We start from the raw sequence: 26,595 nt of genomic DNA, 5'->3' as shown, positions 1-26,595 counted from the left end.
CCCCCACTGGGGGTCCCTTGATCCACGTCAACGCGCCGCGCCCAAATATATTCCAAATGCAAAATGCATATTCGGGAGACGGATCATGACGGACAACGCCACACCACAGCTGCACGGTACGCCCCATGGCAGCACACGGCTCGAGAACCTGCCCGTGACCTTCTTCGCCAGTGTCATGGGCCTCGCCGGTGTCGCGCTGTCCCTGCACCTTGCCGAGACGCGCTTCGGCTGGGGTCACATGGCCAGCCGGGCCGCCCTCGCCCTGACCATCGCGGTCTTCATCGGCGTGACCCTCGCCTATGCGCTGAAAGCCCTGCGCCATCCCGGCGCCGTCGGCGAAGAGTGGCACCACCCTGTCAAGCTCGCCTTCTTCCCGGCAATTTCCATTTCCCTGCTGCTGATGGCAACCGCCCTGCGCCCCGAGGCCCCGGCCGCGGCCCTCGCCCTCTGGCTGCCGGGCGTGGCACTCCAGGGCGCGCTGACGCTGGCGGTCATATCGGGCTGGATCGGCCGCCGTCCCTTCCAGCCGATGCACATCTCTCCGGCCTGGTTCATCCCGGCGGTGGGCAACGTGGTTGTGCCGGTTGCGGGCGTGCCCATGGGCTTCCCCGAAATCTCCTGGATGTTCTTCTCGGTCGGTGTGATCTTCTGGCTCGTGCTGCTGACGCTGGTCATGAACCGGCTGACCTTCCACGACCCGCTGCCCGGCCGCCTGCTGCCGACGCTGGTCATCCTGATCGCACCTCCGGCGGTCGGCTTCCTCGCCTGGCTGCAACTGAACGGAGGCGTGCTCGATGCCTTCGCCCGGGTCCTCTACAACGCCGCCCTCTGGTTCGCCGCCATTGCCCTGATACAGGTGAAAGGCGTGCTGCGCATACCCTTCGCCCTGTCCTTTTGGGCGCTGAGCTTCCCCATAGCCGCGTTGACCCTCGCCACCATGCGCTACGCCGACCTGAGCGGCTCGATCTTGCATGACCGGGCCGGTACAGCGTTGCTGTGCGTGCTTCTGGTGGTGGTTGCCGCCCTCGTGTTCCGCACGATCAAGGCCATCGCCCGCGCCGAAATCTGCCTGCCGGAATGAGCCTTCCGCGCGTGGGTACACATGAAGGTGGCGGTAAGTAGCAGTCTGCCCGGTGCTTGTACTCTTGGTGGCTTTGGCCGCGTTCCTCTCGTGCGCCTTGCTCGTGGCGTCTGAAGAAAACACTCCCGATCTGCAGACGGGCAGCCAGCTTCGCACCATCGAGGAAATGCAAAAGGCCATCTTTCCCCACGCTTCCAGGGAGTTTTCCCGTTGCATGACGGCCCAGGCGCCCCACCGTTAAGGCATCAATTGGAACCTGACCAAAGACAGACAAAAAGCCCTTGTTTCCCCTTCCCGGGACCTCTAAACGGGTCGGCGGAGACGTGGCCGAGTGGTCGAAGGCGCTCCCCTGCTAAGGGAGTAGGCGGGAAACCGTCTCGAGGGTTCGAATCCCTTCGTCTCCGCCACCTTTCTTCCCGGAAATGATCAATTTTACCAATGATTTCAGGCACTTAGCCGAAGTCATCGTAAAGCCGTGGTTGACAATGGTCCACTTTTTTGTCCACATTTTTGCTACATTGTCCGCCGCTGGGGCTCGCCCATGTCTCTCAAGAAGATCGGAAACAACTACCATTTGCGCCGCCGGGTGCCCAAGCGGTTCGCGCCCATAGAGCCGCGTGAGCTGATTTCCCAGAGCCTCCACACTGACTCGGCCCAGCTCGCCAAGCTCAAGGCGGACGCCGCGTGGGCAGAGCTGATAGAAGGCTGGGAAGCGCGGCTGGCCGGAGACACAGAGGACGCGGAGCGCCGCTTTGAGGCGGCCCGGGAACTGGCAGAGCGCCGGGGCTTCCGGTTCATGCCCGCCGCCAAGGTGGCAGAGCTGCCCACCACGGCCCTTCTGGACCGCATAGAAGCCGTGCCAGAGCACAAGGGCGAACCGAACATGGTGGAGGCCGCTGCCCTCTTGGGTGGCGTCTCTGAGCCGCCCATCACGGTGACGCGGGCGCTGGAACTCTACTGGGGACTCGCCAAGGACAAGACCTTGGGCAAGAGCGAAGACCAGCTTCGGCGCTGGCAGAATCCGCGCAAGAAGGCGGTCAAGAACTTCGTGGACGTGGTGGGTGACAGGCCCCTGCCCGAGATAAGCCCGGACGACATGCTGACCTTCCGGGACTGGTGGATTGACCGCATCGCCGAAGAGGACATGACGCCCAACAGCGCGAACAAGGACCTGATCCACCTTGGCGATGTGCTCAAGACGGTGAACCGGATGAAGCGGCTGGGGCTGGTCTTGCCCCTTACGGACCTGTCCTTGAAGGAGGGCGAGAAGAAGAAGCGCCCGCCCTTTTCGGAGGTGTGGATTCGGGAAAGGCTCTTGGCCCCGGGGGCTCTGGACGGCTTGAACGATGAGGCCCGCGCCATCTTGCTGGTGATGGTCAACACCGGATGCAGGCCCTCGGAGATTGCCGCCCTGACGCCCGAGACGATTCATCTCAAGGCCAATGTGCCCCACATCTCGATTGAGCCTGTGGGCCGCCAACTCAAGAGCCGCCGGGCGCGTCGGAAGATCGCTCTGACCGGGGTCAGCTTGGAGGCCATGCGCGGCTTCCCGGGCGGCTTCCCGCGCTACCGCGACAGCTCCGCCAGCCTGTCCGGTGTCGTGAACAAGTTCCTGCGGGAAAATGGATTGCTGCAAACCGACAGTCATTCGCTCTACTCGTTGCGACACGCCTTTGAGGACCGCCTGCTAGCGGCCAAGGTTGATGAGCGGGTTCGGCGGGATTTGATGGGCCATCGCCTCACCCGGGAAGAGTATGGCGACGGTGCCACGCTGGAATATCAGCGCGAGGTCTTGTCGCCTCTGGCCTTCTGAGCCACGGCCCGGGCGCGGGCCACAATGTCTTCGGCGGCCTCAGCTTCGGCAATCTCAGCCTCAAGGCGCTGGAAGATCGGCGCATAGACCGGATCGGCCACCACCAGCCGCGCAACCTTGTCCCGCGCCCTGTGTAGGCGCAGCAGGTCGGAGGTGATGGTGGCCGGGGCGTTCATCGTCTCAGCCGTTGAGCCGCACGTTGACGGTGCCGCTGGGGTTGGCGGCGGCGGTCACGGCCAGCCCGATTGCCGGGTTGTTGCCGGTGTCGTCGTCGGTCGTGACCAGCCCGACGGAGTCGTCCCAGTAGACGGCGGCCCCCACGGTGAAGGCGTCGGTGCTCACCTTGGGCATGGTGAAGACGCCCACCGTCACAAGGTCGAGGTCTTCGCCAATAGCGGCGTCCCCGGCGGCGATGCCGAAGAGGCTGCCCACAAGGACGCCTTCACCAGAGCTGGCGGCGGCGGTTGCGGTCACGGTGATGTTCTCACCCTTCTGCACATAGTTCTTCATCTCAGAGTCCTTTGCTCGTTTTGAAGAGGATGGTGGACGGCGGCTTAGACTGAGCCGCCGCAATCTCGGCGTCCAGCGCCGCCAGCGCCCGGGCCATCTCGGTGTCGGACTTGTAGACGACGGTTTCGCCGTTCTGGTCGCGGAACTCCCGTGCCCCGGTCATGCGGGCGGCATGGAGGTCCGCCCGCATCTTGGTCAGCTCAGCCACGGTCGCCATGCTCAGTCGCCCGGGTTGAGGTAAGCGCCGCGCCAGTCCACGGCACCGCAGCCGAAGTCGAGGACTACCCGGAACTCCATGCCCAGCACGTCCCAGCCTTCGCGGGACGCCATCTGCGGCCCTTGGGCAGAGCTCAGATAGCTGTATTCCAGCACGGGCAGGACGGTGGGGTCCGCGAAGACATACCAGCGTTCATCGGTGATGCGCGGCTCCACCAGCAGCGTCAGCCGCCCGGTGAAGGGGTTGGCGTCCTGATAGGTCGCAGGCGCAAGCTGCGCCAAGAGCTGTTCCGCTTGGGTTTCGAGCTCCGGCCCCACCAGCAGATATTTCGGCGTGGCGTTGATCGGGGTCTTGCCGTCCAGCGCCTTCATCTGGCGCATAGCCTTCCGGGCCGCGTCCAGAGCGGAAATGTCCGCCGCGCTGCCCAGCGACGTGCCGGGGCTGGCAAGGTTTCCGTGATCGGCATGGAAGAGAGCGGTGGCGTCTTCGCCCATCGTCGGATTGCTCAACAGCAAGTTCAGCAGCAGGTTGGCTTCCGTCTCCGCCGCCGCCCGGCCCGAAGTCGCGCCGAAGTCGCGTAACGCGCCCAGATCGTCGTTGATGAGCGCCTTGCGACTGATAGAGAACTGGGAGCCGTAGGTGTCGAGCGCGTAGGACTCGGACGCCTCTGCCCGGCTGGTGTGGGTGATCTCACCCGACTCGCTCACCTTGGACAGAGTGCCCACGTCGCTCAGCTTGAGCCGCGTCCCGGGCCGGAAGTCGGCCAAGGTCGATTGCCGCGCCAGCGTCGTCTTCACCGGGCTCTGAGCCGCCTGATAGGCCGCCACAAGCGTCCGATTGCCGGTGCTGGTGAGAAGCTGGGGGAAGTCGGACGTGGTGTGCATGGCAGCCCGGAAAAGCTGGTCAGCGTCCATCGCCCGGGTGCTGACGCCAGTGGCCTCCACGCAAGCCCGCGCCATGTCGCGCAGCGTCTCGCCCATGTAGGGCCGCGCCGCGTCGGACGGGGCTTCGCCAGAGGTCCGCGCATAGAGCGCATCGGAGCGGAGTTGCAGGACCGTGGCGGGGTTGTCTGCCTCGCGGGTCGCCGTGCGGATGCGCGGCGTGGTGCGGCCACGGTCCTGCATTGCCTCAAAGGCTTCCGCCCGGGCTTCGGTGATGGACAGCTCGCGGTCCACCATGTCGTCTGCCTGTTCGCTGGTCATGCCAGCGGAACGGGCGATTTGCCGGATTGCGGCCCGGGTCTGCGCCCGGTCATCGTTGCGGGTGTCGGTGGCGTTTTCATCCACCGTGATTTCGTCGTTTTCCACTTGGTTACTCCTGATTGTGGCACCCTTGTCGGCGGGCACGGGGACGAAAGAGATTTCCGAGATTTCGGGGACGATGGTGCGCACCGGCTGCCCGGTGGCGGGATCGGTGGAGCGGGTCGCGGCCCCTTGGCGATAGCCGATGCTCGCGCTGGTCACGATTCCGGCTTCGATCTCGCCCAAGAGCCATTCGGCCCGTTGCGAGATTTGCACGTCTGCCCAGAGGCCCGCGTCATCCACGCCAGCCGCCACCACGCGGCCCAGAAGGTTGTCCAGCCCGTCTTGCCGGTGCGAGTTGAGCACGGGCAGCCCCACGATGCTCTGCGGGTCGGGCAGCGTCAGCCGTTCGATATAGCCGCGCCGCTGGACGGCGGCCCCGGTTGAGACGGTGACGCGGACGGTGCGGTTGTCGCGGTCAAGCGTCGTCGGGCGGAAGGCCGCCCGGCGGGTGTAGAGGTCAAGCGGCATTGTCGGACTCCTTGGAATTGGGGGTGTGCGGGTCGGCGGCGATTTCGGAGTCGAGGTCTTCCAGTGCCCAGCCCCGTTCGGCCACGGCCTTGCGGCGGCTGGTCAGCCCGGCTTCCAGCTCCGCCACGGTCGCTTGCACGTCCTTGAGCGGGTCCACCTGCATGGGCTTCGGGGGCAGCCATTCCGCCGCCAGATAGGCCCGGGGATTGGACTCGAAGTCCGGAGCCGCCAGCTCACCGGACAGGACGCCAAAGGTGACGACGCGCCGCCAGATCGGGCGGAGGAACTGGGGAACAAGGGTGCCATACTGGACTTGCTCCACCCGCTGCCGGAACGGCAGCAGCCCGGCCCGTAGGCTGGAATAGTTGGCCCCGGTCAGGTCGCCCGAAAGAAGGTGCTCGGGCAAGCCGAGGCCCGCCGCCAGTTTTTGCAGGCTGAAGCGAAGAAACGCACCAATCTCTTGGGTCTGCCCGGGCGTGTTGAACTTCACGTCATAGCCGGTGGGCAGCCGCTTCATGGTGCCGGGTTCAAGGCCGGTCTCCATGATGCCGCCCGACTCCGTGCCGTCATAGGGCTCGCCCGCCGTGCCGTTCATGTCCACAAGGAAGGCGGAGTGCATCGCCGCGACCTTGTTCCCCACCAAGAGCGCATCGTCGAGCTGATCCAGATCGGAGGCAGGCAGGATGACGGGGGCCAGCCAAGAGACGCCCCGGACCTGCCCCGCCGCCAGCGGCTTCATGATGTGGAGAATGTCATCCGCCGGGACCCGCACAGGCGGGGCGTAGTTGGCGAACTGGTCGTGCGGGCGGCTCGGGAGGACGTGATAGGCCACCCGGTTGCCGTCCGCGTCAAACTCCACGCCCTGCACGATGCAGGCCCCGTCCGCCAGCTCGCGGGTCAGGGACTCGTCTACCAGCTCGGGCGGAATCAACCGGAGCTTCGGCCCGGCTTCCGTGGTGATGATTTGGACGAAGGCTTCGCCCGCGATGACCAGCCCCCGGGCAATGTCGGCTTGCAGGCCCCAGAAGTCCGTCCGCCCATCCGCGTCGGCTTCGTCGGCCCAGTTCTGGAAATAGGCGGTCAGCTCCGCCCGGGTGTCCTTGTCAGGATGACCGGGGGCCGGGAAGATGCCAGCCCCCACCAGAGCCCCGCCCCAGTTCGCCACGCCCTGCCCAAGCCATGCGTTATTCATGGCGAGATAGCTGGCACGGCTCCGAAGAGTCGCACCAGCGGCAGAGACTTCCGGGTTGATGCGCCCCATCGTGCCCATGCCCCAACCGCGCAGCCCCCCGGCTGCACCGTCGTAAGAACGCGTTCGGGTGGGTTTCGCAGCGCGGCGAAAGAGCTTGAGCAAGGACGCCATTAGTTCATGCCTTCCCGCTTCTTGCGGTTGCGCGGGTGGATGCGGTCCAGCACGTCCACCAGATCAACCGCGAAGACAGCCCGGGGGTCATGCCCGTTTTCCTTGCCCCACCGCAGGCTGGTGCCAATACGGCGCTGATTGGCGGCCAGACGGGCATGGAAACGCTTCTGGCCCGTGGCCACTTCGATGAAGCACCAGAGCTCAAAGGACCAATCGCGGTGCCCCGCCTCATAGTCGCGGATGACCATGAGCCCGGGCGTCGGGTGCGGCGGCTTGCCCTCGGGCAGATCGTCTTCGCGCCAGACGTTGAAAGCGTGGTTCGCGGCCAGCCCGGCTTCGGTGTCGGCAATGCCGAACTCGGTCATGCGGAACAGGACTTCGGCCACAAGGGCTTGGTCGGGAAGGAACAGGAAGGCTTTGCGGCCCTCTTCCTCTTGGGCGACGGGGGTGAGGTAGCCTTGCCGGAGATACCAGCGGAGTTGATCGGCCACCTTTGCCTTGTCCTTGCCCGGAAGCGTCACGACTTCCGCCAGATCGGCGGTGGTCATTAACCCGCCCGTGTTCCGGCGGACCCTCTTGGGGACGGTGAAGCCCCCATACCACTCTTCTGCATTTTCCATCTGTCAGGACTCCTCGGTTGAGAGATGCCCCGACATACCCTGAGTCCCACTCAGCGGTCAACATCCAAGCCATTGTTATTGCATTGTAAACTTTCGGTTGACCATGGACTCAGAGGCCCGCTCAGGGTAAGAAAGATTCGTCGCCCCGCCCGCTTCATCGGCTGCCAAGGTGGGGAGGCTCACTCCGGGGCCGCCTGATTTTCGGGATGTTGTTGCAGGCGGCCCCACCACTCCCCAGCAGACAGGACCACACCATGACCCACTTGCTCGTTATTGATATTGACCCGACCACTGGGGAAGTTTTCCCGGTCATGCCCGACGAACACCGGAGCGACACTGACGGTTACAATACCCCGCCCGTCCCGATGACCCGGGCGCAGCGTTGCCGGTTCAAAACGCTGAACAAGAAGTATCGGAAGACCATGCCAACGGAGCTCGCGTGGTATCACGCGGTCACTGAGGCGATGGAAGTCCGGGGCTGAAACAGGTTTCAGAAAATGAAAAGCGGCGGGCCTATTTGTCCGCTTTTTCTGTTTCTTCTGGGGCGCTCCGAAGTCGGACACACCAGTCCTTTTCTATGCCCACCAGAGCGCCGCAACCATCACAAGTGAACTCCGCGCCGTCTTTTAGCTCATGTGCTTTGAAGGCGTTCCGTTTCTGGCAATGCGGGCAGGTGTAGTTGTGATAACGGTGAAAGAAGACCCATTGATCATCTTTTTTCTCCGCACCGAGCATCGCACCGCAGTTTGCGCAAGTGACTCCCAAGCCTTTCTCTAGCAGACTCTCCCGGCGCTTCACTTCAAACCCACAATCGCAAGTAACTGTGATTGTGGCTTTGATGTTGGTAGCAAAGATTCTTGAATCTAGAACGCGGTCAACTTCAGGAAGAACTTCTTCGATCTTTTGGCGCGCCTTTTGCGCATCGAAATTCTTCCCGTCCCGCTGCTGTTTGATTGTCGAGGCGTGCAGATAGCTGCCCAAAGCGTTCCATTGCTTGTTGATCCATTTCGCTGACAGTCGCGCGTCGGTGCCCAAATCCCGCATTTCTTTCGCAGGTTGGCCGGGAACCTCTTCCACGCCAAAACGGATTGAAACATCTTGATCCACAGCGGCGTCTATTTCCTTGAGCTCCTTTATAAGCCTGCTTGGCTGCCAAGTTTCCATAACGTCTTGGGAAACTTCATCACCAAGGGATTGCAGAAGTTCATAGGCCAGACATTCAACGGCCATTCTGAGGCGAAGTGCAGAGGCAAAAAGCAAATCATCTTCACCGGATTCAAGATGTGCCCTCGCAGCGTCACGATGACCCTTTGCCTGCCACCTGAATTGAATTTTCTGTGCCATTGCCCACCTATCTGCCCAACCAAGACGACTTGACCACAGAGGGGGTCGGTTTGGGAAGGGTCTTCGCTTCCACTTCCTCTTCGCGGCGGTCCAGCTTGGCGTTGACCAACGCCCGGACGGCCATTGCGTAGACGACGCAATCCAAGCTCTCCGCCCGCCGCCCAGGTATCCGTTCCCATTGCCGCACGGGTGCGCCTTTCACGTAGCGCATGACCAGCCGTTCGGACGCCAGCTCTTCGTAAAACCGCCCCTCCAAGCTATCGGAGAAGCGGACGGACTTGCCCCGGCTCAGGCGACTGGTGAGCTGGCCCTTGACCGAGTCCACGCCCACGATGAAGAGGCGGCTGCCCCGCGTGTCGCTGGCGCGGATCACGGGCCGGTTCCCGGCGGCCCCCTTGATCGCGTAGACCCGGCGGGCAGAGCGCGGGCGGCAGAAGTTGATAACCCGGTCCATCGTCTCGCCGTCGCCCGCGTCCACCGCCGCCGCGTCCACCCGGAGGATGCCGCCCTTGGGGTGCTTCCAGATGGTGCGCAAGGCGTCGTCCAGCTCCGCCCATACATCGTCCGCCATCGGGTTGCCCCAGATCACGAATTGGCTCAGCACGAAAATGTCGTCCCGGCCCCAGCCCAAGAAGACCAGTTCCAGCCGGTCCCGCTGCACGTCCACGCCAGCCGTCACAAAGAGCACGTCCGCCGGGATCGCGTCGGGCAGACCGAAAGGTTCGGCCCGGGCGGCCAATGCCGCTTCGTCGAGCTCTTCCGCCGCCTCGCGCCAGCCTTGGGCAAGGATCGTGTTGACGAAGACTTGGAGAGTGTCCGGGCTCTTCTTGGCCTCCACGAACTCCGCCGCCAGCTTGCCCCAAGAGGCGTTCGCCAGCGTCGAGACAAGGGCATTGAGCCGGAAGCCCGCGTGGCCCTCCACAAGCGGCTCTGTGGCCCGCCAGCGGCCCTTCTGGACCATGGCTGCCTTGTGCCGCTCTTCCACCACGCTTCCACACTCCGGGCAGACGTAGGCGGCCTTCTGCGGCTCGCCCTCGGGCCAGACAATATCGGCCCATTGGATTTCGTGATGGTGCCCGCAATCGGGGCACGGCACCTCATAGACCCGCCGGTCGGAACGGGCATAGGCCCGGAGCACGTTGGACGTGGCCTCCAAGGTCGGGGTGCTGCCCAAGATGATCTTGCGATTGGCGAAGCTCAGGGTGCGCCGCTCCGCCAGCGTGATGGGGCTGCCCTCCACGCCCGCTTCCATCGCGTCGGCTTCGTCGATCAGCAGGACGCGGACGTTGTGACGGCGGAGGTTCCGGGGGCTCTTGGCGGCGATGATCTTGAGGGACCCGCCCGGAAAGCGGCGGCTGAGCAAGGTGGACCGGCCCGACTCGTCGGCTTCGGCAGAGATGAGCCCGCGCAGCGCCGGGGTGGCCTCAAAGATCGGTTCGAGGTCGGAGACGGTATAGTCCCGGCAATCGGCTTCGGTCGGCAGAAGCGCCAAGATCGGGGCGGGCTCATTGGCAACGTAAGACGCCAGCGCCCCGGTCAGCAGCGTGGTGAAGCCCACTCGGACGGGCTTGACCAGCGTCACCCGCTCCAAGGTCGGGTCGGAAATGGCGTCGGCAATCTCGCGCTGGTAGGGCCAGAGTGACACGCGGCCCGGAAGAGCGGAGACGCCCTCGGGAAGCCTCATGTGGGTTTCGATCCATTCCGACAGGGACAGGCGCGGCGGCGGGGTGAGCGCCCGGAGCGCGTTGCAGCGGGTGATGGTGAGCGCGTCAGTCATGGGCAGCCTCTTCCAGTGCGTCCCGGACTTCCCGGTCAATGGCGTTGATGTCGTGCGGGGTCAGATGCCCGGCGGTCTGCGCCACCCGGGACGGCACCGCCAGCATGGCGGCCCGGACGCCCCGGAGGACTGCGGCCCATTCCCGTTCCACCTCTGCGGCAGGGATCAGCTCGCCCCGGAGCTTGGCGTTGGCGGTCTCCACCTTCTCCGCGTTGGCCTTCGCAAGCCGGAGCTTTTCCGCCGCCAGCTCCGCGTCCACCTGTTTCCCACGTGCCAGCGCCCGGGCGTGGTCGCAATAGGCCACCACGGCGGCCCGGAGCGGATAGCGGGTGCCCTCCACCCGGGGAAGGATACCATCCCGCCCCAGAGCGTGAATCCGGTTGGGGGCAATCCCCAGCCATTCCCCCAGCTCTGCGGCACTCACCACGGGGGAGTCCCCCACCGGGGGCTCTTCCTCGGCGGCCATCATCGCGTCCACCATCTCAGGGGTGTATTTCATCGCTCAGTTCCTCAGTCTCTCCCCACGGGGGATTTCCCCCACGGGGTTTTCTCGATTCCAGAATCTCCCCACGGGAGGAAAGCTCGGGGCTCCGCGCCCCCCGCACCCCAGCGCCCCCAGAGGGACCCGCCAATCCCCCACGGGGGCTCTTGCCCGTGGTGCAGGACTCGGAAGTTGGTGGCCGACCGCCCATGGGGCGGCCTTCCAACCCTATGGGGGTATAAGGGGGTTGGAACAGCAGGCCCAAAAGCAAGGTTGGAAGCCCCGTGGCGAGGGTTGGATGTTTGTTGCAGGGGGTTGGCACCCCCCAAAAGAGGGGGTTGGTAGGGGTTGGAAGGCCCATTTTGGGTTGGAAATGGGTTGGAAGTCCCCCTGAGGGATTCCCCGTGGCGAAAGCGGCCTTCATATTCCGGCCTCCCGGAGAAACGCCCGGCGCTTGGAGGGCGGCCCCTCTTCCCCCACTTCGATCTCCCCACGGGACAAGAGCCGTTCCATTGCCCCCGCCAGCGCCTTCTTCCCAACCCCCTCAGACTCCGGGTGTTCCGAGAACACCTTGGGGGCGAATGTGCTCGAATGACTGGTGGACACTTTGCGCCCCTGAGACGACAGTTCCCTCAGCAGTTTAAGGAACACCCGGTCAGCCCGGTCTGAGGAATTGAGCCTTGATTCACGCCCCTCTTCCTTGTCCGAGAAGAAGGCCCCTTCGATGTAGGTCAAGTTGATCTCTTCCCCGGTTCGCCCGTAATTGGACTTCATGGTTTGCAACACGCGAGCATCCGGGTCGGACTCCTTTCCGTCTTCGTCCTTGTCCCTGCGAAGATACAGCCGGGACCGAACGGAAGCGTTCCACGCGGTTGACCCAGAAAGCCCGGTGCCGGTGTTCATGCCGGTCAGAGACGGGTGGGCCAGCAGCACCACGGCACATTCATTCTGAATGGCGATGTGACGGAGCATCCCGATAAACTGCCGGGCGTGGGCGCGGTCGTTTTCGTTCCCCGCGTGGAGGTCCGCCAACGTGTCGAGCACCAATACCGTGGGGCGGTGGCGTTCGATCTCTTCGCAGATTTTGTTATAGAGCTTCGTCGGCTTCATGACGTTCGTCTTGTCGGGCACGGCCAACAACGTCTCTTCGCCCGCAACGGACCGGATCAAGAGCCGGTCCAGTTGATAGAGCGACAAGCCCTGAGCCCGGCAAATGCCCGCCATGCGGATATGCAGCTCCGCTTCGTCGTCTTCCGCACAGAGCACCACGGCCTTGCCGGGCGTGGCGATAGAATGGCCAAGCCATTCGGTGCGCGTAGATGTGGCGACGGCCAATTGAAGCGCCAAGAGGCTCTTGCCGGTGCCGCCATCACCCCCGAGGATGGTCACGGTGTTTCCGGGGATCAGGTCGGGCACATGCCACTTGCGTTCGGGGACAGGCTGCCCAGCCCATTCCGATGCAGAACGGAAAAACGACGGATTGGGCAGAGGCCCCACTAGCTCTTCAATCGTGGCGCGGGTCTCTTCGTCCAAGGCCCCGATCTCTGCCAGCTCTTCCACGGGCCAGCAGCTTTCAAGGAGCGCGTCCAGCCGTGCCCGCTCTGTCTCACCACGCCAGCCCCGCTTGCGGGCTTCCCGGAGCACGGTGGCCCCCGTCGCGCCTTCGCCACGGCGGAAAGACCGCCAGACGGAGTCCGTCTCTTCCGGGTCATAGGAGTCGTGCTGAGCGGACCAGTCCTGCGCCAGTTCCAAGCCCTCTTCGGAGCCGCCGGTTTCGTGGTGGACCGCCGCCAGCATCTTCACCCACCAGTCCCGGCCATCGGCGTCCGGGTTGGTGTCGTCATTGGGCACCGCCATGAGTGCGCCCCGGAACTCTTCAAAGGGCAGCCCGGTCACGTCGCCGGAGCTCTGGCGCGGCTCACGGGCGGGCGGCTGGATCGCGGCGGGCCATCCCGGAAGATCGTCCAAGATGCGCTTCAGCGGGCCGCCGAGCCGCCCATAGCCGCCCTCTCCGTTCACCGCGCCCGGGGCAATGACAAAGCCACCATCGGCCCGCACGTCCACACCCGGCCCGATCTTGTCAGCGGACAGGCGGAGCCCGGCCATGTGCCGGAAATAGACATGCTGCCCGCCCGAAGGCGTGGTGATGACATGCGGGCTCAGCGCGTCCGGGTCGTGCCCCAGCTCCCGCAAGGTCTGGAAGCCGTCCTTGCCGTTCTTCCGGTCAAGGTCCAGCACCGCGATGCCGGAGCCGCTGCCGGTCGGAATGGCGGGCATGGCGTCGGGCCACTTGCGCCACCAGCGGCGGAGCTGAGCCGGGTCGGTCGTGGCCTTGTCCTGCCAGCCGGTGACATGGGGCCGCTTGCTTTCGGCCCGCGCCGGGAAGATCGGAATCCCGGCCTCTGCCCACGCCAGCGCCACGTCCAGATTGACTTGCAATTCCGCCGAAAGATTATTAGTTTTCCTCATGTGATCTTCCTTTATGGTGAGGGGAGTTCATTGTCTCTCGCCCCGCTGGGCATACCGTCTGAGCCCCCTGCCGTTGGTCCCGGCAGGGGGTTTCCTTTTGTAGGTTCGATTCGGTATGCTCAGGGGCGTTCGCAGATGTTCTTGTCCACATCGTTGTCCACATTTCTGACAACGAAGATTTGCAAGGCACTGATTTAAAATGATAATTCAGGGTGTAATTCGCGGACGGACGGACTTCGTCTCCGCCACCCACACAAATTCCCCCTTTAATTCGGGGGCTTGTTTGTACTTTGGCGAACCTTTTTCGTCGGTGCGCTGGTGCCTTGTTCGCCGCACGCTCCACAACAGACAAGCAATTGAATCTTAATGCCTTCGTTCGTCTGCGCTCCGCTGAGAGCCCGGATGGCTAAACGGAAAACCCGCGTTTCGCACCTTATGGTTGTCAGCAAGCAGACCAGAAGGTTCCTTCCGGGCAGCGGCAACTGGCGGTCGGCAAGCCCAGTTCCCAGGAGTCATGGAACCAATCCGCGCTGATCCGGTTGTCGTCATGGTTGAGACGAATGGATCGTGAAACCGCCCTTCGAGAAAGCCTCCGATGACCCATGTTCCTCCGCTTCAGGCGTTGCGCTCCGCGCGTGCCGTCCCGCTCGCGCCCGCAAGGCGCCCGAGCGTCGCGCTCGTGGGCGGCGGGCCCACGACGCTCTATGCGCTGCAGGTCCTGTCGGAGCACGACGTGCCCTTCGATATCCATGTCTTCGAGAAGGACGGCCATGTGGGACCGGGCATGCCGTACCGCGAAGGCATCAACCATCCGCAGATGCTGGCGAACATCGGCGGACGGGAACTGCCGCCGCTGCTGGAGCCGCTGCACGACTGGCTCACCAGATGCGACGCGGAGGCGTTGCAGGCCATGGGGATCGACCGTGCCGAGATCGGGCCGGACGCATTCTATCCGCGCGTGGTGCTCGGCCGCTATTTCACCGCACAACTGGCAGGCCTCGTGGCGCGGGCGCGGTCAAAGGGACACGCGGTGACCTTGCGGGCGCGGCACAGGGTTCTGGATATCAGGCCGGAGCGAGAGATCGCGATAGAATGGGAGTCGCCGTCCGGACGCGACAGTGCAACCTTCGATCATGTGGTGCTGGCAACCGGCCACCACTGGCGAAGCGACGTTACCGATCTGGGCATCCGGATGCAAAGGCCCTGGCCCGTCGAAGATCTTCGGCGGTTCATCGGGGAGAGCGTCGCGATCCTCGGCACTTCGCTGACGGCGATAGATGCGGCGGTGGCGCTGGCAGGGTTCCATGGCCGGTTCGTGGAGGACGGGAGCGCCGCGCGCTGGGAGACGAACGGTCCGGCAGAGGGGTTCCACCTGACGATGATGTCCCGCAAAGGACTGCTGCCGCCCGCGGACTGGTACTACACCCTGCCCCTGCCCGAGCTGGCGAATCTAACTGGCAAGGCGGCGCAGCGCGCCATTGCGGCGGGCGCCGACGGGCTTCTGGACCGCTGCCATGAGCTGCTGGTCAGGGATCTGGAGAGTATCGACAGCGCGCTGGCAAAGAGGCTGCAACTGTCCTGCCTCGACGGTCTGGCGGAGCGTTTCTTCGCCGATCGCATGGACCTGGATACTTGGGAAGCCACGCGGCTCGACCTCGAGATCGCCGAGGCGGACCGTCGCCTGCACAGGGCCGATCCCTGGCGCATGGCCCTGCTCAGGGCGCACGAGGTGCTGGAAGAAGTCATCCCCCACATGACGGAAGCGGACCGGGAGCGGCTGAACCGCGAGCTGAAACCGATCTTCACCGATTGTTATGCCTCGGTCCCGCATCGCTCTGTCCGGCGGATGATGGCCCTGCATGAAGCCGGGGTGCTGGACGTGGTGCGCCTGAACGCGGACTACCATATGGTCGACCATGGCCGGGGTGTAGAGATCACGTATGCGTCGGGCAAATTGCAGGTCGCCGGGGTGATCGACGCGCGTGGGCAGCAGTCGGCGGATCTGGTGTCGCTCTTCCCCGGCCTCGCGGCGCTGGCATCCGGGCTGTCGTTCGACCCGGTGTCCTGTGCGGTCACTTTGCCGGAGGACTGTCAGGGGACGCTCACCTGCGTCTCCATCCCGGTTCTGCTGCCGACCGATCCCTTCGTGCAAGGTCTGGAACGCGCCCGCGATCTTGGCCACATGGCGGCGCGACGTATCGTGGCATCGGTCTGATCCCGGCCATTGAAAGCCGAGGGCCGTATGCGCCGGACATGCGCCGCCTGTCAGAGGCGACAGCCGTTACCGATGTTCGGAAGGCAAGAAACGGGGCGATATCTCCGTGAGCGTCGCGGGTGCCCCATCCATGCGACTGCGCAAACGAAAAGCGGGGGCCGAAACGGCCCCCGCATCGCCTCACCCCGGCAGGGTCACGGCCTTGGCATTGATGAACTCCGTCATGCCGAAGCCGCCGTGCTCGCGGCCGTAGCCGCTGTCCTTGACGCCGCCGAACGGCATCTCGGGCGTGGCGAGGTTGAACTGGTTGATGAACACCATCCCGGTGTCGAACCGCGTCTTCGCAAGCTCCAGCGCACGGTCCTCGTCACGGCTGAAGATCCCGCCGCCGAGGCCGAAACGGCTGTCGTTGGCGATCCGCATGGCGTCATCGTCGTCCTTCGCACGGATCACGGAGGCAACCGGGCCGAACAACTCCTCGTCGTAAGCGGGCTGGCCCGGCTCGACATCGGTCAGCACCGTGGCCGGGTAGTAGTATCCCTTGCCGTCAGGCAGCTTGCCGCCTACGGCGATCCTCGCGCCCTTGGCCACGCTCTTCTCCACCTGGTCGTGCAGCGTCTCGCGCAGGTCCTTGCGGGCCATCGGGCCAAGGTCGGTGTCCTCGGCGATGGGCTCGCCCAAGGTCACGTCGGCCATGGCCTTCACGTAGGCGTCGACAAAGGCGTCATAGACCTTGTCCGTGACGACAAAGCGCTTGGCGTTCACGCAGGTCTGGCCGTTGTTGTAGATCCGGCCCGCGACACAGGTCTTCACCGCAAGGTCGATGTCGGCGTCTTCCAGCACCAGGTAGGCGTCGTTGGACCCCAGTTCCATCACGGTCTTCTTTAGGTGCTCGCCCGCCTTGGCGGCGATGATGCTGCCGGACTTGGCGCTGCCTGTCATCGTCACACCGCGCACCAGCTTGTGTCCGATCAGCTCGTCCGACTGGTCGTGGTCGATCAGCATCACCGTGAACAGGTTCTTGGGCAGGCCCGCCTCTTCGAAGATGTCGCGCAGCATCAGGCCCGATCCGGTGCAGATCTCGGCGTGTTTCAGCAGCACGCCGTTGCCGGCCATCAGGTTCGCGATGGCGTAGCGCACCGCCTGGTAGGCCGGGAAGTTCCACGGCTGAATGCCATAGATCACGCCGATGGGCGCCTTGGTGATGACACCCCTGCGACCGTCCTGCAGGCTGCGTTCCTCGTCAGCCAGCACGTCGGGGCCGTTCTCGGCAGTCCAGTCGCAGATCGCCGCACAGAGGTCGATCTCGTCGTGGCTGTCCGTCAAGCGCTTGCCCATCTCGCGGGTCATCAGTCTGGCGAACTCTTCCTTGCGGTCGCGCAGCTTCTGGCCGATGGAATTCAAAACCTCGGCGCGCTCCTTGTGAGACTTGAGCCGCCAGTCCGTGAAGGACTCGTGGCAGGCTTCCAGCGCCGCGACCATCTCGTCGTTGCTCATCATCTGGTAGGTCTCGATGACCTCTTCCGTCGCCGGGTTGGTGGTGGTGAGTGTGCGCTCCGGGCTGTGGGAGTCTTTCATCTCGTGTCCTTTCGCATAAGCTTCGGAAAGAAAACGTGTCCCGAAGGCCGTCGTTCCTCCCCGAACCGGCCTTACGTCCGGGCACCCCGGGGTTTTGACGCAGACGTGATGCCGGGTGTGCGAGACGGGAGCGGTTCGAGGAAATGGCCGCGGGACACGTTCATCGGCGAAACGACCAGCCTCCTGTCCCGCGAGGTCATTCCCGACGACATGCTTGTCCGGCGCGTGAATCTCCCGCGCCGGCCGAGACGGAAGGCAGGTACGCAGAGACCTTCACCGCCACCTTCGGCTGAGAGGTTCCAGAAGGCGGCCTCAACGCATCCTCCCAAAAGGCGATACCACCCGCGTGCTTTCCATTCCCCCCGGCACGGGGTAGGCATCGCCAACCTTCACGGACCCGGGACACTGGTATCATGGCGCTGAACGCCACCATCTACAAAGTCGAGCTGTCCGTGTCGGACATGGACCGCCACTACTACGAGACCCACAAGCTGACCATTGCCCGCCATCCGTCCGAGACGGATGAACGGCTGATGCTCCGCCTTGTCGCCTTCGCGCTGAATGCGCATGAGCACCTCGAGATGACCAAGGGTCTCTCGACCGACGATGAGCCAGACATCTGGCAGAAGAGCCTGAGCGGCGAGATCGACCTCTGGGTCGCGCTCGGCCTGCCCAGCGAGAAGGTGATCCGCCAGTCCTGCAACAAGTCGGGGAGGATGGTCATCTATCCCTACGGCGGCCGTGCGGCAGAGATCTGGTGGGACAAGGTCAAGTGCAGCACCACGCGCTTCGACAACCTCGAGGTCACGGCCTTCCCGGAAGCCGAAGCCAAGGCCCTTGCCGCGCTTGCTAGCCGGGCGATGAAGATCCAGGTCAACATCCAGGACGGCGAGGTGATGGTCAGCGTCGACGACCAGATCGCCTACATCACCCCGGTGACTTGGAAGAGCGCTTCGTAACGGGGCATTGCCTGCGCCGGACAGGCATTGGATGCTGACGCGGCTTCCACCCCGCCACTACGACGTTCCGAGCCGGCCCAATCGCAGAGGCTATGCGGCAGGAACCCTCTCTTCGCCCGACCGCGACTCCTTCATGCCAGATACAACGTTCTCCGTCAGGGCACGGAGCGGCGGCGCGTCCGCGGCATTCCCGGCGGCCCCGAACAGCGTCCTGTCGGCGGGCATGAGGCGGGCCAGGCGTTCGGTTTCGCCAAGGCCCGAGAAATCCTCCAGCAGGCGCGAGGCCAGCTTTCGGGCGGCTGCGACCTCTCCCGCGCGAACGAGGCGGCGCAATCTCGACAACAGCACCCGCCTGTGCCATCGGCGGCGCACCCTTCGGAACATGTCGCGTGCCGGGGCGCGGTGCCGTGATGTGCTCGCTGCGGTGGACAGCGCCGCAAGGCCCGCCAGTCCCCAGAAGGCCCAGCCCGGTGACCCGATGGGTTGCCAGCCGGACGCGGCGTTCGCGCTGAAGCTGGCATATCCGATGGGCGACGCGGGGATCGTTGCCGACCGCGCGGTACGCTTGCCCGTATCGAACCAAGGCAGGGTGATCGCCGGAATGACGCCCGGTTCACCCGTGACGGGCCGCAGTTTCCATGTCCAGACGACCGTGGACACCGGCCCTTCCGGCGTGACCTGGAAGTTACGCTCCTCCGGCGGGGTGAAGCTGATGAGCCACGGCTGCCTGAGGGTCGGCTGCGGGGGCATCATCTCCGGCGTGGCGCCGAAGGCGCGCAGCACGACGCGGCGCGTGGCCCCCTGCCCGTCCGCCAGCTGCGCCGGATCGACATCCCAGCTGTCCGACACCTCGAGCGTGCGGAGCGGCAGCCAGCCATCCCCGACACCGGAAGGTTTCGGCTGCACCGTGAGGGCTACGGGCTCTGACCGGACGAGGATGTCCTCGCGCCCGCTATCCGCGCCAAGGACCTGCAGCGCATGGGTGATAGGCAGGATCTCCAGCGCGCCCGCCCTGCGCGGATAGAAGGCGATCCGCCGCTCGAACACCCGCGCCGTCAGCCCGTCGACGCGCTCGTCGGTCCATCGGTCCATCCCGAGCCGCACCCAGTCGAAATCGCTCATCGGCCGCAGCTTCACCTCTTCGCGGGTGATGCTCTGCCGGTAGGTGCCGCGCAGGGTGGCAAGGACCATCTCGCCCTCAAACGGGGCGGTGTCGCGCGGATCGAGGATCAGTTCGAGCCGGGGCGCGTCGCGGTCCTGGGCAAAGGCGGGCAAGGCGGTCAGCAGCAACAGGAACAGCCATCTCACCATCTCTCGGCCTCCTCCTCGTGGGCCTCGCCTTCGGTCACGCGGCGGTCCATCTCCGCGGCGAGCCGGGCCTTGAGGTAGGCGCCGGGGGCATCTTCGAGCGTGTCGAGCCAGGCGCCATCGGCGGCCGCCGTGCGTTCGCTTTCGACCGGGCGCCTGTTGGACTCGCGCTGCGGATCGACCGCGCGTTTCAGGATCGACTGGTCCGGTGCGTCGGGATCGAAGGGCGCGGTGCCGACGCCGGCCTCCGCCAGCATCGCCTCGATCCGCCCGTGCCCCATGGCCTCGCCGATGACCGGGGGCACCAGGGCCTTCACCGTGTCGCGGTTGTGGCGCGCCTCGGCATCGTAGTGGTCGCCGAACAGCACCGCGTCGAAATAGGCCACCGACAGCGCGTAGTCCCCGGTTGCCGCCAGCGTCAGCCCCCGGTCGTAGGTGGCACTGCGCCCAATGGCTGCAAAGGCCGCATCGGCCTCCGCGAAACGTCCGGCGTCATAGAGCACGGCAGCCCGGGCCTCGGGGTCGCCGATGACCGGGACCGCCAGCGCCGGAAACCCCGCGCGCCACGCGAGCTTGCCCCAGGCCCCGGGACCGGCGGCGAGGGCGCAGGCGATGGCCGCTGCTGTCACGTAGCGCAGCCTCATGTCTGCCGCCGCCGGAACAGGAGCGCCAGCGGAACCAGCGCCAGCGCGGCCAGCCACGGCCCGAGATCGCGGTATTGCAGGGCGCGCAGGTCGGGAACATCGCGCTGCGGGTCGCGCCGGTCGGGCAGCAAGGTGCTGAGCGCGCTGAGCTCGGTCGCCTCTATCATCCGGCCCCCGCCCGCCTCTGCAACAGCGGCGAGCGTTCCGGCGTCAGCGGCGGGCATGCCGTAGGGGGCCGCGTCCTGCGGGACGAAGATGGCAGACACACGCACACGCTCGGCCGCCATCTGGCGGGCGATGTCCACGGCCTCCGGCCCCATGCCGCCACCGTCCGAGACGATGACCACATCGGGCGCCATGGCCCCGGCGTCCTGCAGGGCGCCCCTCGCCATGATCAGCGCGCGGTCGGGACGGCTGCCGCCCACCGGCATCGTCGCGCTGTCGGCCACCGCGATCAGGCCCCGGACGACACCGGGATCTTCGGCGGGAACGCTGGCAAGGAAGCTCTCTCCCGCATAGACGATCAGGCCGGTGGGCCGGTCGCCTTCGAGGTCGACAAGGCGGGCGAGGGCGGCCTGCGCATCGTCGAAGCCGCCGCCCTCGGTCACAGACGGCGACAGGTCGAGCAGGATCATCAGCGTGTTGGTGTTGCGCAGCACGGGCGCTTGGCTGTCGCGGCTGGCCGGCCCCGCCAGCCCGGCGCAGATTAACGCCACGGCCATCGCCAAAAGCCAGGGGTCGGCGCCGACGCGGGGGGCAGAGACCCAGCCGCGCCCGCGCATGGCGTCCAGCAGGTCGGCGTCGACCACGGCGCGCCACGCGGCCATCCCATCGGCCCGGCGCGCCATCAGCACCCCAGCGGCCAGCGCCAGCGGGAGACCGATCAGCCACAGCGGACGGAGCAGGATGAACTCCGGCCCGGTCACGCCGTTTCCCTCGCGTGGAGACCCATGGCGACCCCGAGGCACAGCGCCGCCAAGGCGGCCAGCCACGGCCAATATGACCGCCACGTTCGCACGGGCGGCATGGCCGCAAGGCTTGGCTCCAGTTGGTCGATGGCGGCGGTCACGGCCTCCAGATCGTCGGTGGTGCGGACGCGGAAGGTCTCTCCGCCCGCGGCCTCCGCGATGCGGCGCAGGGTTACGGCGTCCACGGCATCGCGGGACTTCGGATCGTCCGCCAGGTCCGCCGGCCCCAAAGCTATGGTGTAGACCCGCATCCCGAGGTCCCGCGCCGCCTGCGCCGCCGCCACCGGGTCGACCATCCCCGTCGTGTCCTGCCCGTCCGACAGCAGCAGGATCACCCGGCTCCTCGCGTCGCGCTCGCGCAGGCGGCGGATGGCGAGGCCCAGACCGTCGGCAATCGCGGTGGCCTTGCCCGACACGCCGATCTGCAGACCCTCGATCACCTGCGCCACCGAAGTGACATCATGTGTCGGCGAGGCCGCGACATAGGCCCGGTCTCCGAACACGACGAGCCCCACCCGGTCCCCTGCCCGGCCCCGGACGAAATCCGCGGCGACCCCCTGCACCGCTGCCAGCCGTGACACGGTCTTTCCGTTCATCGAGAAATCCTCGCGTTCCATCGACCCCGAGAGGTCCAGCGCCAGCACGATGTCGCGTCCGGAGGCAGGGACGATGTCGAGGACCCGCTCCTGCCGCGGACCCGCCAGCGCGGCGACCAGCGCGATCCACGCCACACCCAGCGCGATCAGCCGGGCATGGCGGCGCACCGGCGCCGCTTCTGCGGTCTGGAACGCCGAAGCGATGGCTGGCGGAAGATAGAGCGCCACGGCCCCCACACGCCGCGGCGGCAGCAGGTGCAACAGCACGAGCGGCAAAGGCAGCAGGATGAGCAGCCACGGGGCAGCGAGGGTCATCGGCGGGCCCTCCGGGCGGCGGCCAGAACGGCTTCTTCCAGCGGCGCGGGATCGGTTGTGGCATTCGGGTCGTAAAGCGCGTTGCTCATCGCGGATGGCACGGTTCCGCCCATGTCCCGCAAGAGCCCGGCAAGCCCGGCCATGCGCTCCTGCGGCGGCAGATGCGTCAGGGCTGCAATCCGGGCGCGCACGTCTTCCACGGTGCGGGTGCGTGGCGCCGTCAGTGCGCGCAGCAGCACGGATAGGACAACGCCCGCCAGCAGACCCAGCGCCACGGCGGCCAGCGGGTCCTGCAGCCCGAAACGGGCGAAGTCCGCCGGGACACGCACCGGAGCCAGACGGGAGACAAGCTCTTCGGGTGTCATGCCGGCAGGACCTCGTCCGCCTCGGCCCGGACGATCCGGGCCGCTATCCCGCGCTCCGACAGGACCGCCGCCGTGGGCGACGCGCCGAAGCGTCCGCGGGACAGGATGTCGCCGATGCGCGCGGTGAACCGGCCCGGAGGCGGCGCCGTTTCCACCGCATCCTGCACCAGCAGGATCTCGAAGCGGTTGCGGCGCATCAGGTCCGTGGCGATGTCGGCAAAGTCTTCTCCGGGCGTGTCCATCCCGGTGGCCAGCAGGACCGCCGTGCCGGAGGGTACACGTGCGACAATCTCGATCAGTCCGTCGGACAGCGGGACCACTTCTTTGGGGTGTGCACCCATCGTCGCCGCGTGCGTACGGGCCAGGACCCCGGCGATTTCCAGCATTGCGGCTTCCCTCGGACGGGCGGGCAGCCGGTCGATACCGTCGTCGCGCAGGATCGCCAGACCGACCCGGCCGCCTGCCAGCACGCAGGCCCAGCCTTCCAGCGCAGCCGCCTCCGCCGCGGCGACGGAGCGGAACCGCCCCCGCGTGCCCCAGAACATCGGCGCGCGGAAATCGACGACCAGCAGCAGGCTGCGCTCGACCTCCTCGTGGCGTCGGCGGAGCTGCGGGCGCCCGCTGCGCGCGCTGGCGGCGGGGTCGACAAGGCGCGGGTCGTCCCCGTCGATGAAGGGCCGCAGATCGTAGAGGTCGCCGCCCTCGCCCCGGCGTGGCCCGGAAAGGCCCGCGACCCGCCCGTGCGACAGGCCCGCCACGGGCGCCGGGCCGACCTGACCCGCAAGCGCCACCAGCCGGTCCAGCGACAGCACCGCGCCCGATCCCGCCCCCTTGGCCGCCACGTCCCTCACAGCGGCTCCACCACGTTCAGGATCTCTGCCATGATGCCGCGCGAGGTCTCTCCCGCGGCGCGGGCGCGCCATGTCGGTGCCATGCGGTGGCACAGCACGTCCGGCGCCAGCGCCTTCACGTCCTCGGGCACCGCGTAGTCGCGCCCGTTCAGCCAGGCCCGCGCCCGCGCCGCGGCGGCCAGCCACAGGGTTCCGCGCGGGCTGACCGCGTGCTGGATGCGGTCGGTGACCGACAGGCCATCCGTGCCCGTCCGTGTCGCCATCACCAGCCCCACGATGTAGCGCCGGAGCGCCGGGGACAGGTGCACCTGCACCACCTCCGCCTTCATCGCGGCAAGCGTTGGAAGGTCGAGGCAGGACACCGCCTGCCCGGCGGGCGCGCGCAACTCCCCCTCGACCAGATCGAGGATCGCCAGTTCTGTGTCCTCGTCCGGCAGGTCGAGCAGGACGTGGAACAGGAACCGGTCGAGCTGCGCCTCCGGCAGGGGAAAGGTGCCTTCCTGTTCGAGCGGGTTCTGCGTCGCCACGACCATGAAAGGCTCTGGCAGGGCGCGCGCGATGCCGCCGCTGGTCACCTGCCCCTCCGCCATGGCCTCGAGCAGCGCGGACTGCACCTTGGGCGGGGCGCGGTTGATCTCGTCCACCAGCACGAGCGACTGGAAGACCGGCCCGGGGAGGAAGACCATCTCGCTGGTTTCCTGCCGCCAAGCCTGCGTGCCCGTCACGTCGGAGGGCATCAGGTCGGGGGTGCACTGGATGCGGGAAAAACTGCCCTCCACCGCCTCCGACAGCCGCCGCACGGACCGCGTCTTGGCCAGCCCCGGCGGCCCCTCGATCAGGATGTGACCGCCGGTCAGCAGGCAGATCACCAGCCGTTCGACCAGCGTCGACTGTCCGATCAGCCCGGATTCCATGCGCTGCGTCAGACGCCGCGCCGCATCCGTCAGCGTGCCTGCAGGTGCCAGATCTTCCATGCGCTCCTCCCATAGGTGCCCGCGCAGGAAGGCACGAACCCGCGGAAGGACAAAGCTTTTCCGACGGAATCCGGGAATGTCGGGCAATTTGCCCGCGACAAGACGGCACGATTGCCCGATCCTCGGGAACGGGGAGATCGGGGAGGACACACCATGAGTCTGAGGCTGCGGCTGGTTCTGACGCTCTGGCTGGTGACCCTGCTGGCCGGGGTGATCACCATAGGGTTTGCCGCGGCGGGCGCCTACGACGCCGCCGACCGTGCAACCCGCAACACCCTGACGCGCGCGGGCTACGTCCTCGAACGCAACTACCACATGGAGCCGCGCGCAGGCGATCCGCTCTATGCCGAGATGACGTCGATCAAGCTGCTTGGCCTGATGGCCCCGGGCACCTGCATCCGGTTCGAACAGCGGCTGATCTCGGAGCGGCGGCTCTGTTCGAGCTGGCAGATGTTCGGGCCGGTCGCGCCGGATCGATTCCGCAAGGCCGTCACGCGCATCTTCGGCGCGATCGAACCGGCGAAGGGCAATGGCAGCGCCTCGCAGGACAGCGTCTTCGGGATCGAGGTGACCTTCGATCCGGTGGCCGCCGCGACGCTGGCGTGGCAGCGGGTGAAGCTGGCGCTCTGGCAGACGCTGGGCATGGCGGCGGGTGTGCTGTTCCTCGGAACGCTGGCGATCTATTCCCGGCTGGAACCGGTCGGTCCGATCGTCCGCGGACTGGATCGCCTGAGCGCCGGTGACCTCGACACCCGCGTGACCCCCTCCGGCGCGCCGGAGTTCCGCAAGATCGCCGACGCGGTCAACCGCCTCGCGCAGCAGCTGAAGACCGGCACCGAAGCGCGGCGCCTCCTGACCCGCCGGCTGATCGAGGTCGAGGATGTGGAGCGGCGGCAACTTGCCCGCGACCTGCACGACGAGTTCGGCCAGATGCTGACGGCGACCGCGGCGCTGGCCGCCTCCATCAGCCTTGCCGCGCCACCATCGAACCCGGCGCTCGCCCGCGATGCCGATGCCATCGGCGCCAACATCCGCGCCATGATGACGTGCCTGCGCGGCGCCTTTGCCCGGCTCAGGCCCCCCGACCTCGACGAGGTGGGCCTGGTCGCCAGCCTGCGCGGGATGCTGGGGGGATGGCAGGCGCAAAGCGGGGCACGGCTGACGCTGGACAGCACGCTGGACGAGGACGGCCTGAGCGGCGCCGTGGCGCTGGACCTCTACCGGATCGTGCAGGAATGCGTCACGAATGCCATGCGGCACGGCGCGCCGTCCCGGGTGGAGGTGGCGCTGCACTCCAGCGGTGACACCATGGTCCTGACGGTGGCGGACGACGGCGGCGGCGGCATCGACGGGCGCGCGCCCGGCCACGGACTGATCGGCATGTCGGAGAGGACGGAGGCGATGGGAGGCACGCTGCGGCTCGAGGATACGGGCGGCGGTGTGCGCATCCGCGTGACCCTCCCGGACACACGGGGGCGCTGCGCGGCATGAAGGACTACAGCGTCATCATCATCGACGACCACCCGGTCGTGCGCGAAGGCTACCGCCGCCTGATCGACCTGCAGCCGGGGCTGAAGATCGTGGGCGAGGCGGAGGATGCCCGCTCTGCCTACGCCGCGTTCCGCGAACTGCACCCCGACGTCGTGGTCATGGACGTGACCCTGCCCGGGGCCAGCGGCATCGAGGCGATCCGCCACATCCGCCAGTACGACGACACCGCGCGCATCGTGGTCTTCACCATGCACCTCAGCGCCGCCTTCGCGTTAAAGGCCATCAAGGCGGGCGCCACCAGCTACATCACGAAAAGCAGCGATCCCAAGGTGCTCATCGAGGCGATCTTCGGCGCGCTGCGCGGGCAGACTGTGATCTCGCCCGACGTGATCGAGGCCATCGCCCGCGACCGCATCTCCGGCGTGGGGACCGGGCTCACCGATCTCAGCCCGCGCCAGACCGAGATCCTATGCCTCCTGGCCCGGGGGTGGTCCGCCGAGCGCATCGCCGGGGAACTGTCCATCAGCCAGAAGACCGTCCGCAACAATCACTACCAGATCAAGAGCATACTGGGCATGGAGACGGACGCCCAACTGGTCTGGTTCGCGCTCGAGACAGGGCTGCTGCAAGCGGTCTGAATTGTCCCGGCCTTCTCGGTACTGATTTCTGTGGGGGCGCCATTTTTGTGGCGGTCAGGCGGGTTGGCATGTCGCCTGACCGGGCAGCAGCACATGGCCATCATTGCGGGCTTGGGCCAATCGAATCTCTACCGAAGATGCAGGGATTGGCGCCTTTCGCGTCCGTCACGCACGCCGCTTTCGGGGCCGAACAGACACCGGATACGAGGCGCTCCGCCTATGCCCCCGACGGAGGGGAACGACAGG

Annotated in this window: 25 protein-coding genes and 1 tRNA gene; 8 read left to right on the top strand and 18 right to left on the bottom strand. The window is 66.3% G+C overall.

All coding sequences use genetic code 11. The features are described 5' to 3' along the window. Nucleotides 1-85 precede the first annotated feature (85 nt). The 3 genes from QNI11_RS06410 (at nt 86) to QNI11_RS06400 (ending at nt 2,894) form a co-directional block, all read left to right on the top strand. Nucleotides 86-1,081: an SLAC1 anion channel family protein gene (locus QNI11_RS06410; protein ID WP_283982779.1), complete on the top strand. Its 996-nt coding sequence runs from the start codon at nt 86-88 to the stop codon at nt 1,079-1,081. Between the two features lie 317 nt (nt 1,082-1,398). Beyond that, a tRNA-Ser gene (locus QNI11_RS06405) sits at nt 1,399-1,488 on the top strand. 134 nt (nt 1,489-1,622) lie between these two features. Then, nucleotides 1,623-2,894, top strand: coding sequence for a DUF6538 domain-containing protein (locus QNI11_RS06400; protein ID WP_283982778.1), 1,272 nt, complete (start codon nt 1,623-1,625; stop codon nt 2,892-2,894). Here the strand turns inward: QNI11_RS06400 and QNI11_RS06395 are convergent. From QNI11_RS06395 to QNI11_RS06370, 6 genes are read right to left on the bottom strand one after another with little or no spacing between them, the layout of a single operon-like run. After that, on the bottom strand, nt 2,861-3,070 hold the full coding sequence (locus QNI11_RS06395) for a hypothetical protein (RefSeq protein ID WP_020039161.1): 210 nt from the start codon (nt 3,068-3,070) through the stop codon (nt 2,861-2,863). The genes QNI11_RS06400 and QNI11_RS06395 overlap by 34 nt on opposite strands. A 4-nt stretch (nt 3,071-3,074) precedes the next feature. Further along, complete coding sequence (locus QNI11_RS06390; RefSeq protein WP_283982777.1) at nt 3,075-3,404, bottom strand: DUF2190 family protein; 330 nt, start codon at nt 3,402-3,404, stop codon at nt 3,075-3,077. Nucleotide 3,405: 1 nt separating this feature from the next. After that, entirely contained in the window at nt 3,406-3,621 is a 216-nt protein-coding gene (locus QNI11_RS06385) for a phage head-tail joining protein (RefSeq protein ID WP_283982776.1), read from the bottom strand. A gap of 2 nt (nt 3,622-3,623) precedes the next feature. Beyond that, a complete protein-coding gene (locus QNI11_RS06380) occupies nt 3,624-5,393 on the bottom strand; it encodes a prohead protease/major capsid protein fusion protein (RefSeq protein WP_283982775.1) in 1,770 nt (589 codons plus the stop codon). Further along, nucleotides 5,383-6,756 (bottom strand): phage portal protein, encoded by a 1,374-nt coding sequence (locus QNI11_RS06375; protein WP_283982774.1) that lies wholly within the window; start codon nt 6,754-6,756, stop codon nt 5,383-5,385. The genes QNI11_RS06380 and QNI11_RS06375 overlap by 11 nt, the downstream gene beginning before the upstream one ends. Beyond that, on the bottom strand, nt 6,756-7,376 hold the full coding sequence (locus tag QNI11_RS06370) for a hypothetical protein (protein ID WP_283982773.1): 621 nt from the start codon (nt 7,374-7,376) through the stop codon (nt 6,756-6,758). The genes QNI11_RS06375 and QNI11_RS06370 overlap by 1 nt, the downstream gene beginning before the upstream one ends. Nucleotides 7,377-7,630: 254 nt before the next feature. Here QNI11_RS06370 and QNI11_RS06365 point away from each other — a divergent pair, with 254 nt between their 5' ends. Next, on the top strand, nt 7,631-7,858 hold the full coding sequence (locus QNI11_RS06365; protein ID WP_283982772.1) for a hypothetical protein: 228 nt from the start codon (nt 7,631-7,633) through the stop codon (nt 7,856-7,858). Nucleotides 7,859-7,889: 31 nt separating this feature from the next. Here the strand turns inward: QNI11_RS06365 and QNI11_RS06360 are convergent, their stop codons facing one another. The 4 genes from QNI11_RS06360 to QNI11_RS06345 all read right to left on the bottom strand — a co-directional run bounded on the left by QNI11_RS06360 (nt 7,890) and on the right by QNI11_RS06345 (nt 13,447). Then, on the bottom strand, nt 7,890-8,720 hold the full coding sequence (locus QNI11_RS06360; RefSeq protein ID WP_283982771.1) for a hypothetical protein: 831 nt from the start codon (nt 8,718-8,720) through the stop codon (nt 7,890-7,892). A gap of 7 nt (nt 8,721-8,727) precedes the next feature. Beyond that, nucleotides 8,728-10,497 (bottom strand): phage terminase large subunit family protein, encoded by a 1,770-nt coding sequence (locus QNI11_RS06355; RefSeq protein ID WP_283982770.1) that lies wholly within the window; start codon nt 10,495-10,497, stop codon nt 8,728-8,730. Then, on the bottom strand, nt 10,490-10,996 hold the full coding sequence (locus QNI11_RS06350) for a DNA packaging protein (RefSeq protein WP_283982769.1): 507 nt from the start codon (nt 10,994-10,996) through the stop codon (nt 10,490-10,492). The genes QNI11_RS06355 and QNI11_RS06350 overlap by 8 nt, the downstream gene beginning before the upstream one ends. Nucleotides 10,997-11,398: 402 nt before the next feature. Beyond that, entirely contained in the window at nt 11,399-13,447 is a 2,049-nt protein-coding gene (locus QNI11_RS06345) for a bifunctional DNA primase/polymerase (RefSeq protein WP_283982768.1), read from the bottom strand. Nucleotides 13,448-14,042: 595 nt separating this feature from the next. Between QNI11_RS06345 and QNI11_RS06340 the strand changes: the two genes are divergently transcribed. Beyond that, nucleotides 14,043-15,662: an FAD/NAD(P)-binding protein gene (locus tag QNI11_RS06340; RefSeq protein WP_283982767.1), complete on the top strand. Its 1,620-nt coding sequence runs from the start codon at nt 14,043-14,045 to the stop codon at nt 15,660-15,662. Nucleotides 15,663-15,842: 180 nt separating this feature from the next. Here QNI11_RS06340 and QNI11_RS06335 read toward each other — a convergent pair whose 3' ends face one another. Beyond that, nucleotides 15,843-17,240, bottom strand: a complete 1,398-nt coding sequence (locus tag QNI11_RS06335; protein ID WP_283982766.1) for an NAD-dependent succinate-semialdehyde dehydrogenase — start codon at nt 17,238-17,240, stop codon at nt 15,843-15,845. Nucleotides 17,241-17,653: 413 nt separating this feature from the next. On the opposite strand from QNI11_RS06335, the gene QNI11_RS06330 reads away from it, so the two are divergent. Continuing rightward, on the top strand, nt 17,654-18,199 hold the full coding sequence (locus tag QNI11_RS06330; protein WP_283982765.1) for a YaeQ family protein: 546 nt from the start codon (nt 17,654-17,656) through the stop codon (nt 18,197-18,199). A 90-nt stretch (nt 18,200-18,289) separates the two neighbouring features. Here the strand turns inward: QNI11_RS06330 and QNI11_RS06325 are convergent, their stop codons facing one another. From QNI11_RS06325 to QNI11_RS06295, 7 genes are read right to left on the bottom strand one after another with little or no spacing between them, the layout of a single operon-like run. After that, entirely contained in the window at nt 18,290-19,510 is a 1,221-nt protein-coding gene (locus tag QNI11_RS06325) for a hypothetical protein (protein WP_283982764.1), read from the bottom strand. After that, a complete protein-coding gene (locus tag QNI11_RS06320; RefSeq protein ID WP_283982763.1) occupies nt 19,504-20,151 on the bottom strand; it encodes a hypothetical protein in 648 nt (215 codons plus the stop codon). Before QNI11_RS06320 ends, QNI11_RS06325 begins: the two co-directional genes overlap by 7 nt. Next, nucleotides 20,148-21,077, bottom strand: a complete 930-nt coding sequence (locus QNI11_RS06315) for a VWA domain-containing protein (RefSeq protein ID WP_283982762.1) — start codon at nt 21,075-21,077, stop codon at nt 20,148-20,150. The genes QNI11_RS06320 and QNI11_RS06315 overlap by 4 nt, the downstream gene beginning before the upstream one ends. After that, nucleotides 21,074-22,030, bottom strand: coding sequence for a VWA domain-containing protein (locus tag QNI11_RS06310; protein WP_283982761.1), 957 nt, complete (start codon nt 22,028-22,030; stop codon nt 21,074-21,076). Before QNI11_RS06310 ends, QNI11_RS06315 begins: the two co-directional genes overlap by 4 nt. Continuing rightward, a complete protein-coding gene (locus QNI11_RS06305) occupies nt 22,027-22,395 on the bottom strand; it encodes a hypothetical protein (RefSeq protein ID WP_283982760.1) in 369 nt (122 codons plus the stop codon). The genes QNI11_RS06310 and QNI11_RS06305 overlap by 4 nt, the downstream gene beginning before the upstream one ends. Then, complete coding sequence (locus QNI11_RS06300; protein ID WP_283982759.1) at nt 22,392-23,246, bottom strand: DUF58 domain-containing protein; 855 nt, start codon at nt 23,244-23,246, stop codon at nt 22,392-22,394. Before QNI11_RS06300 ends, QNI11_RS06305 begins: the two co-directional genes overlap by 4 nt. Next, a complete protein-coding gene (locus QNI11_RS06295; protein WP_283982758.1) occupies nt 23,243-24,220 on the bottom strand; it encodes a MoxR family ATPase in 978 nt (325 codons plus the stop codon). The genes QNI11_RS06300 and QNI11_RS06295 overlap by 4 nt, the downstream gene beginning before the upstream one ends. Nucleotides 24,221-24,373: 153 nt before the next feature. Here QNI11_RS06295 and QNI11_RS06290 point away from each other — a divergent pair, with 153 nt between their 5' ends. Together QNI11_RS06290 and QNI11_RS06285 are read left to right on the top strand one after the other, a co-directional pair. Beyond that, nucleotides 24,374-25,711: a histidine kinase gene (locus QNI11_RS06290; protein WP_283982757.1), complete on the top strand. Its 1,338-nt coding sequence runs from the start codon at nt 24,374-24,376 to the stop codon at nt 25,709-25,711. After that, on the top strand, nt 25,708-26,349 hold the full coding sequence (locus tag QNI11_RS06285) for a response regulator transcription factor (protein WP_283982756.1): 642 nt from the start codon (nt 25,708-25,710) through the stop codon (nt 26,347-26,349). Before QNI11_RS06290 ends, QNI11_RS06285 begins: the two co-directional genes overlap by 4 nt. Nucleotides 26,350-26,595 lie beyond the last annotated feature (246 nt).

It is taken from the genome of Sagittula sp. MA-2 (assembly GCF_030126985.1).
In the GTDB taxonomy this organism is placed as follows: Bacteria; Pseudomonadota; Alphaproteobacteria; order Rhodobacterales; family Rhodobacteraceae; genus Sagittula.
The sequence above is the reverse complement of the archived record's forward strand: the minus strand, read 5'-3'. Positions and strand labels throughout refer to the sequence as shown.

Excerpts from the sequence above, each read along its gene's own strand:
- QNI11_RS06410 (WP_283982779.1), top strand. The coding sequence starts at position 86 with ATGACGGACAACGCCACACCACAGCTGCACGGTACGCCCCATGGCAGC.
- QNI11_RS06400 (WP_283982778.1), top strand. The coding sequence starts at position 1,623 with ATGTCTCTCAAGAAGATCGGAAACAACTACCATTTGCGCCGCCGGGTG.
- QNI11_RS06395 (WP_020039161.1), bottom strand. The coding sequence starts at position 3,070 with ATGAACGCCCCGGCCACCATCACCTCCGACCTGCTGCGCCTACACAGG.
- QNI11_RS06390 (WP_283982777.1), bottom strand. The coding sequence starts at position 3,404 with ATGAAGAACTATGTGCAGAAGGGTGAGAACATCACCGTGACCGCAACC.
- QNI11_RS06385 (WP_283982776.1), bottom strand. The coding sequence starts at position 3,621 with ATGGCGACCGTGGCTGAGCTGACCAAGATGCGGGCGGACCTCCATGCC.
- QNI11_RS06380 (WP_283982775.1), bottom strand. The coding sequence starts at position 5,393 with ATGCCGCTTGACCTCTACACCCGCCGGGCGGCCTTCCGCCCGACGACG.
- QNI11_RS06375 (WP_283982774.1), bottom strand. The coding sequence starts at position 6,756 with ATGGCGTCCTTGCTCAAGCTCTTTCGCCGCGCTGCGAAACCCACCCGA.
- QNI11_RS06370 (WP_283982773.1), bottom strand. The coding sequence starts at position 7,376 with ATGGAAAATGCAGAAGAGTGGTATGGGGGCTTCACCGTCCCCAAGAGG.
- QNI11_RS06365 (WP_283982772.1), top strand. The coding sequence starts at position 7,631 with ATGACCCACTTGCTCGTTATTGATATTGACCCGACCACTGGGGAAGTT.
- QNI11_RS06360 (WP_283982771.1), bottom strand. The coding sequence starts at position 8,720 with ATGGCACAGAAAATTCAATTCAGGTGGCAGGCAAAGGGTCATCGTGAC.
- QNI11_RS06355 (WP_283982770.1), bottom strand. The coding sequence starts at position 10,497 with ATGACTGACGCGCTCACCATCACCCGCTGCAACGCGCTCCGGGCGCTC.
- QNI11_RS06350 (WP_283982769.1), bottom strand. The coding sequence starts at position 10,996 with ATGAAATACACCCCTGAGATGGTGGACGCGATGATGGCCGCCGAGGAA.
- QNI11_RS06345 (WP_283982768.1), bottom strand. The coding sequence starts at position 13,447 with ATGAGGAAAACTAATAATCTTTCGGCGGAATTGCAAGTCAATCTGGAC.
- QNI11_RS06340 (WP_283982767.1), top strand. The coding sequence starts at position 14,043 with ATGACCCATGTTCCTCCGCTTCAGGCGTTGCGCTCCGCGCGTGCCGTC.
- QNI11_RS06335 (WP_283982766.1), bottom strand. The coding sequence starts at position 17,240 with ATGAAAGACTCCCACAGCCCGGAGCGCACACTCACCACCACCAACCCG.
- QNI11_RS06330 (WP_283982765.1), top strand. The coding sequence starts at position 17,654 with ATGGCGCTGAACGCCACCATCTACAAAGTCGAGCTGTCCGTGTCGGAC.
- QNI11_RS06325 (WP_283982764.1), bottom strand. The coding sequence starts at position 19,510 with ATGGTGAGATGGCTGTTCCTGTTGCTGCTGACCGCCTTGCCCGCCTTT.
- QNI11_RS06320 (WP_283982763.1), bottom strand. The coding sequence starts at position 20,151 with ATGAGGCTGCGCTACGTGACAGCAGCGGCCATCGCCTGCGCCCTCGCC.
- QNI11_RS06310 (WP_283982761.1), bottom strand. The coding sequence starts at position 22,030 with ATGACCCTCGCTGCCCCGTGGCTGCTCATCCTGCTGCCTTTGCCGCTC.
- QNI11_RS06305 (WP_283982760.1), bottom strand. The coding sequence starts at position 22,395 with ATGACACCCGAAGAGCTTGTCTCCCGTCTGGCTCCGGTGCGTGTCCCG.
- QNI11_RS06295 (WP_283982758.1), bottom strand. The coding sequence starts at position 24,220 with ATGGAAGATCTGGCACCTGCAGGCACGCTGACGGATGCGGCGCGGCGT.
- QNI11_RS06290 (WP_283982757.1), top strand. The coding sequence starts at position 24,374 with ATGAGTCTGAGGCTGCGGCTGGTTCTGACGCTCTGGCTGGTGACCCTG.
- QNI11_RS06285 (WP_283982756.1), top strand. The coding sequence starts at position 25,708 with ATGAAGGACTACAGCGTCATCATCATCGACGACCACCCGGTCGTGCGC.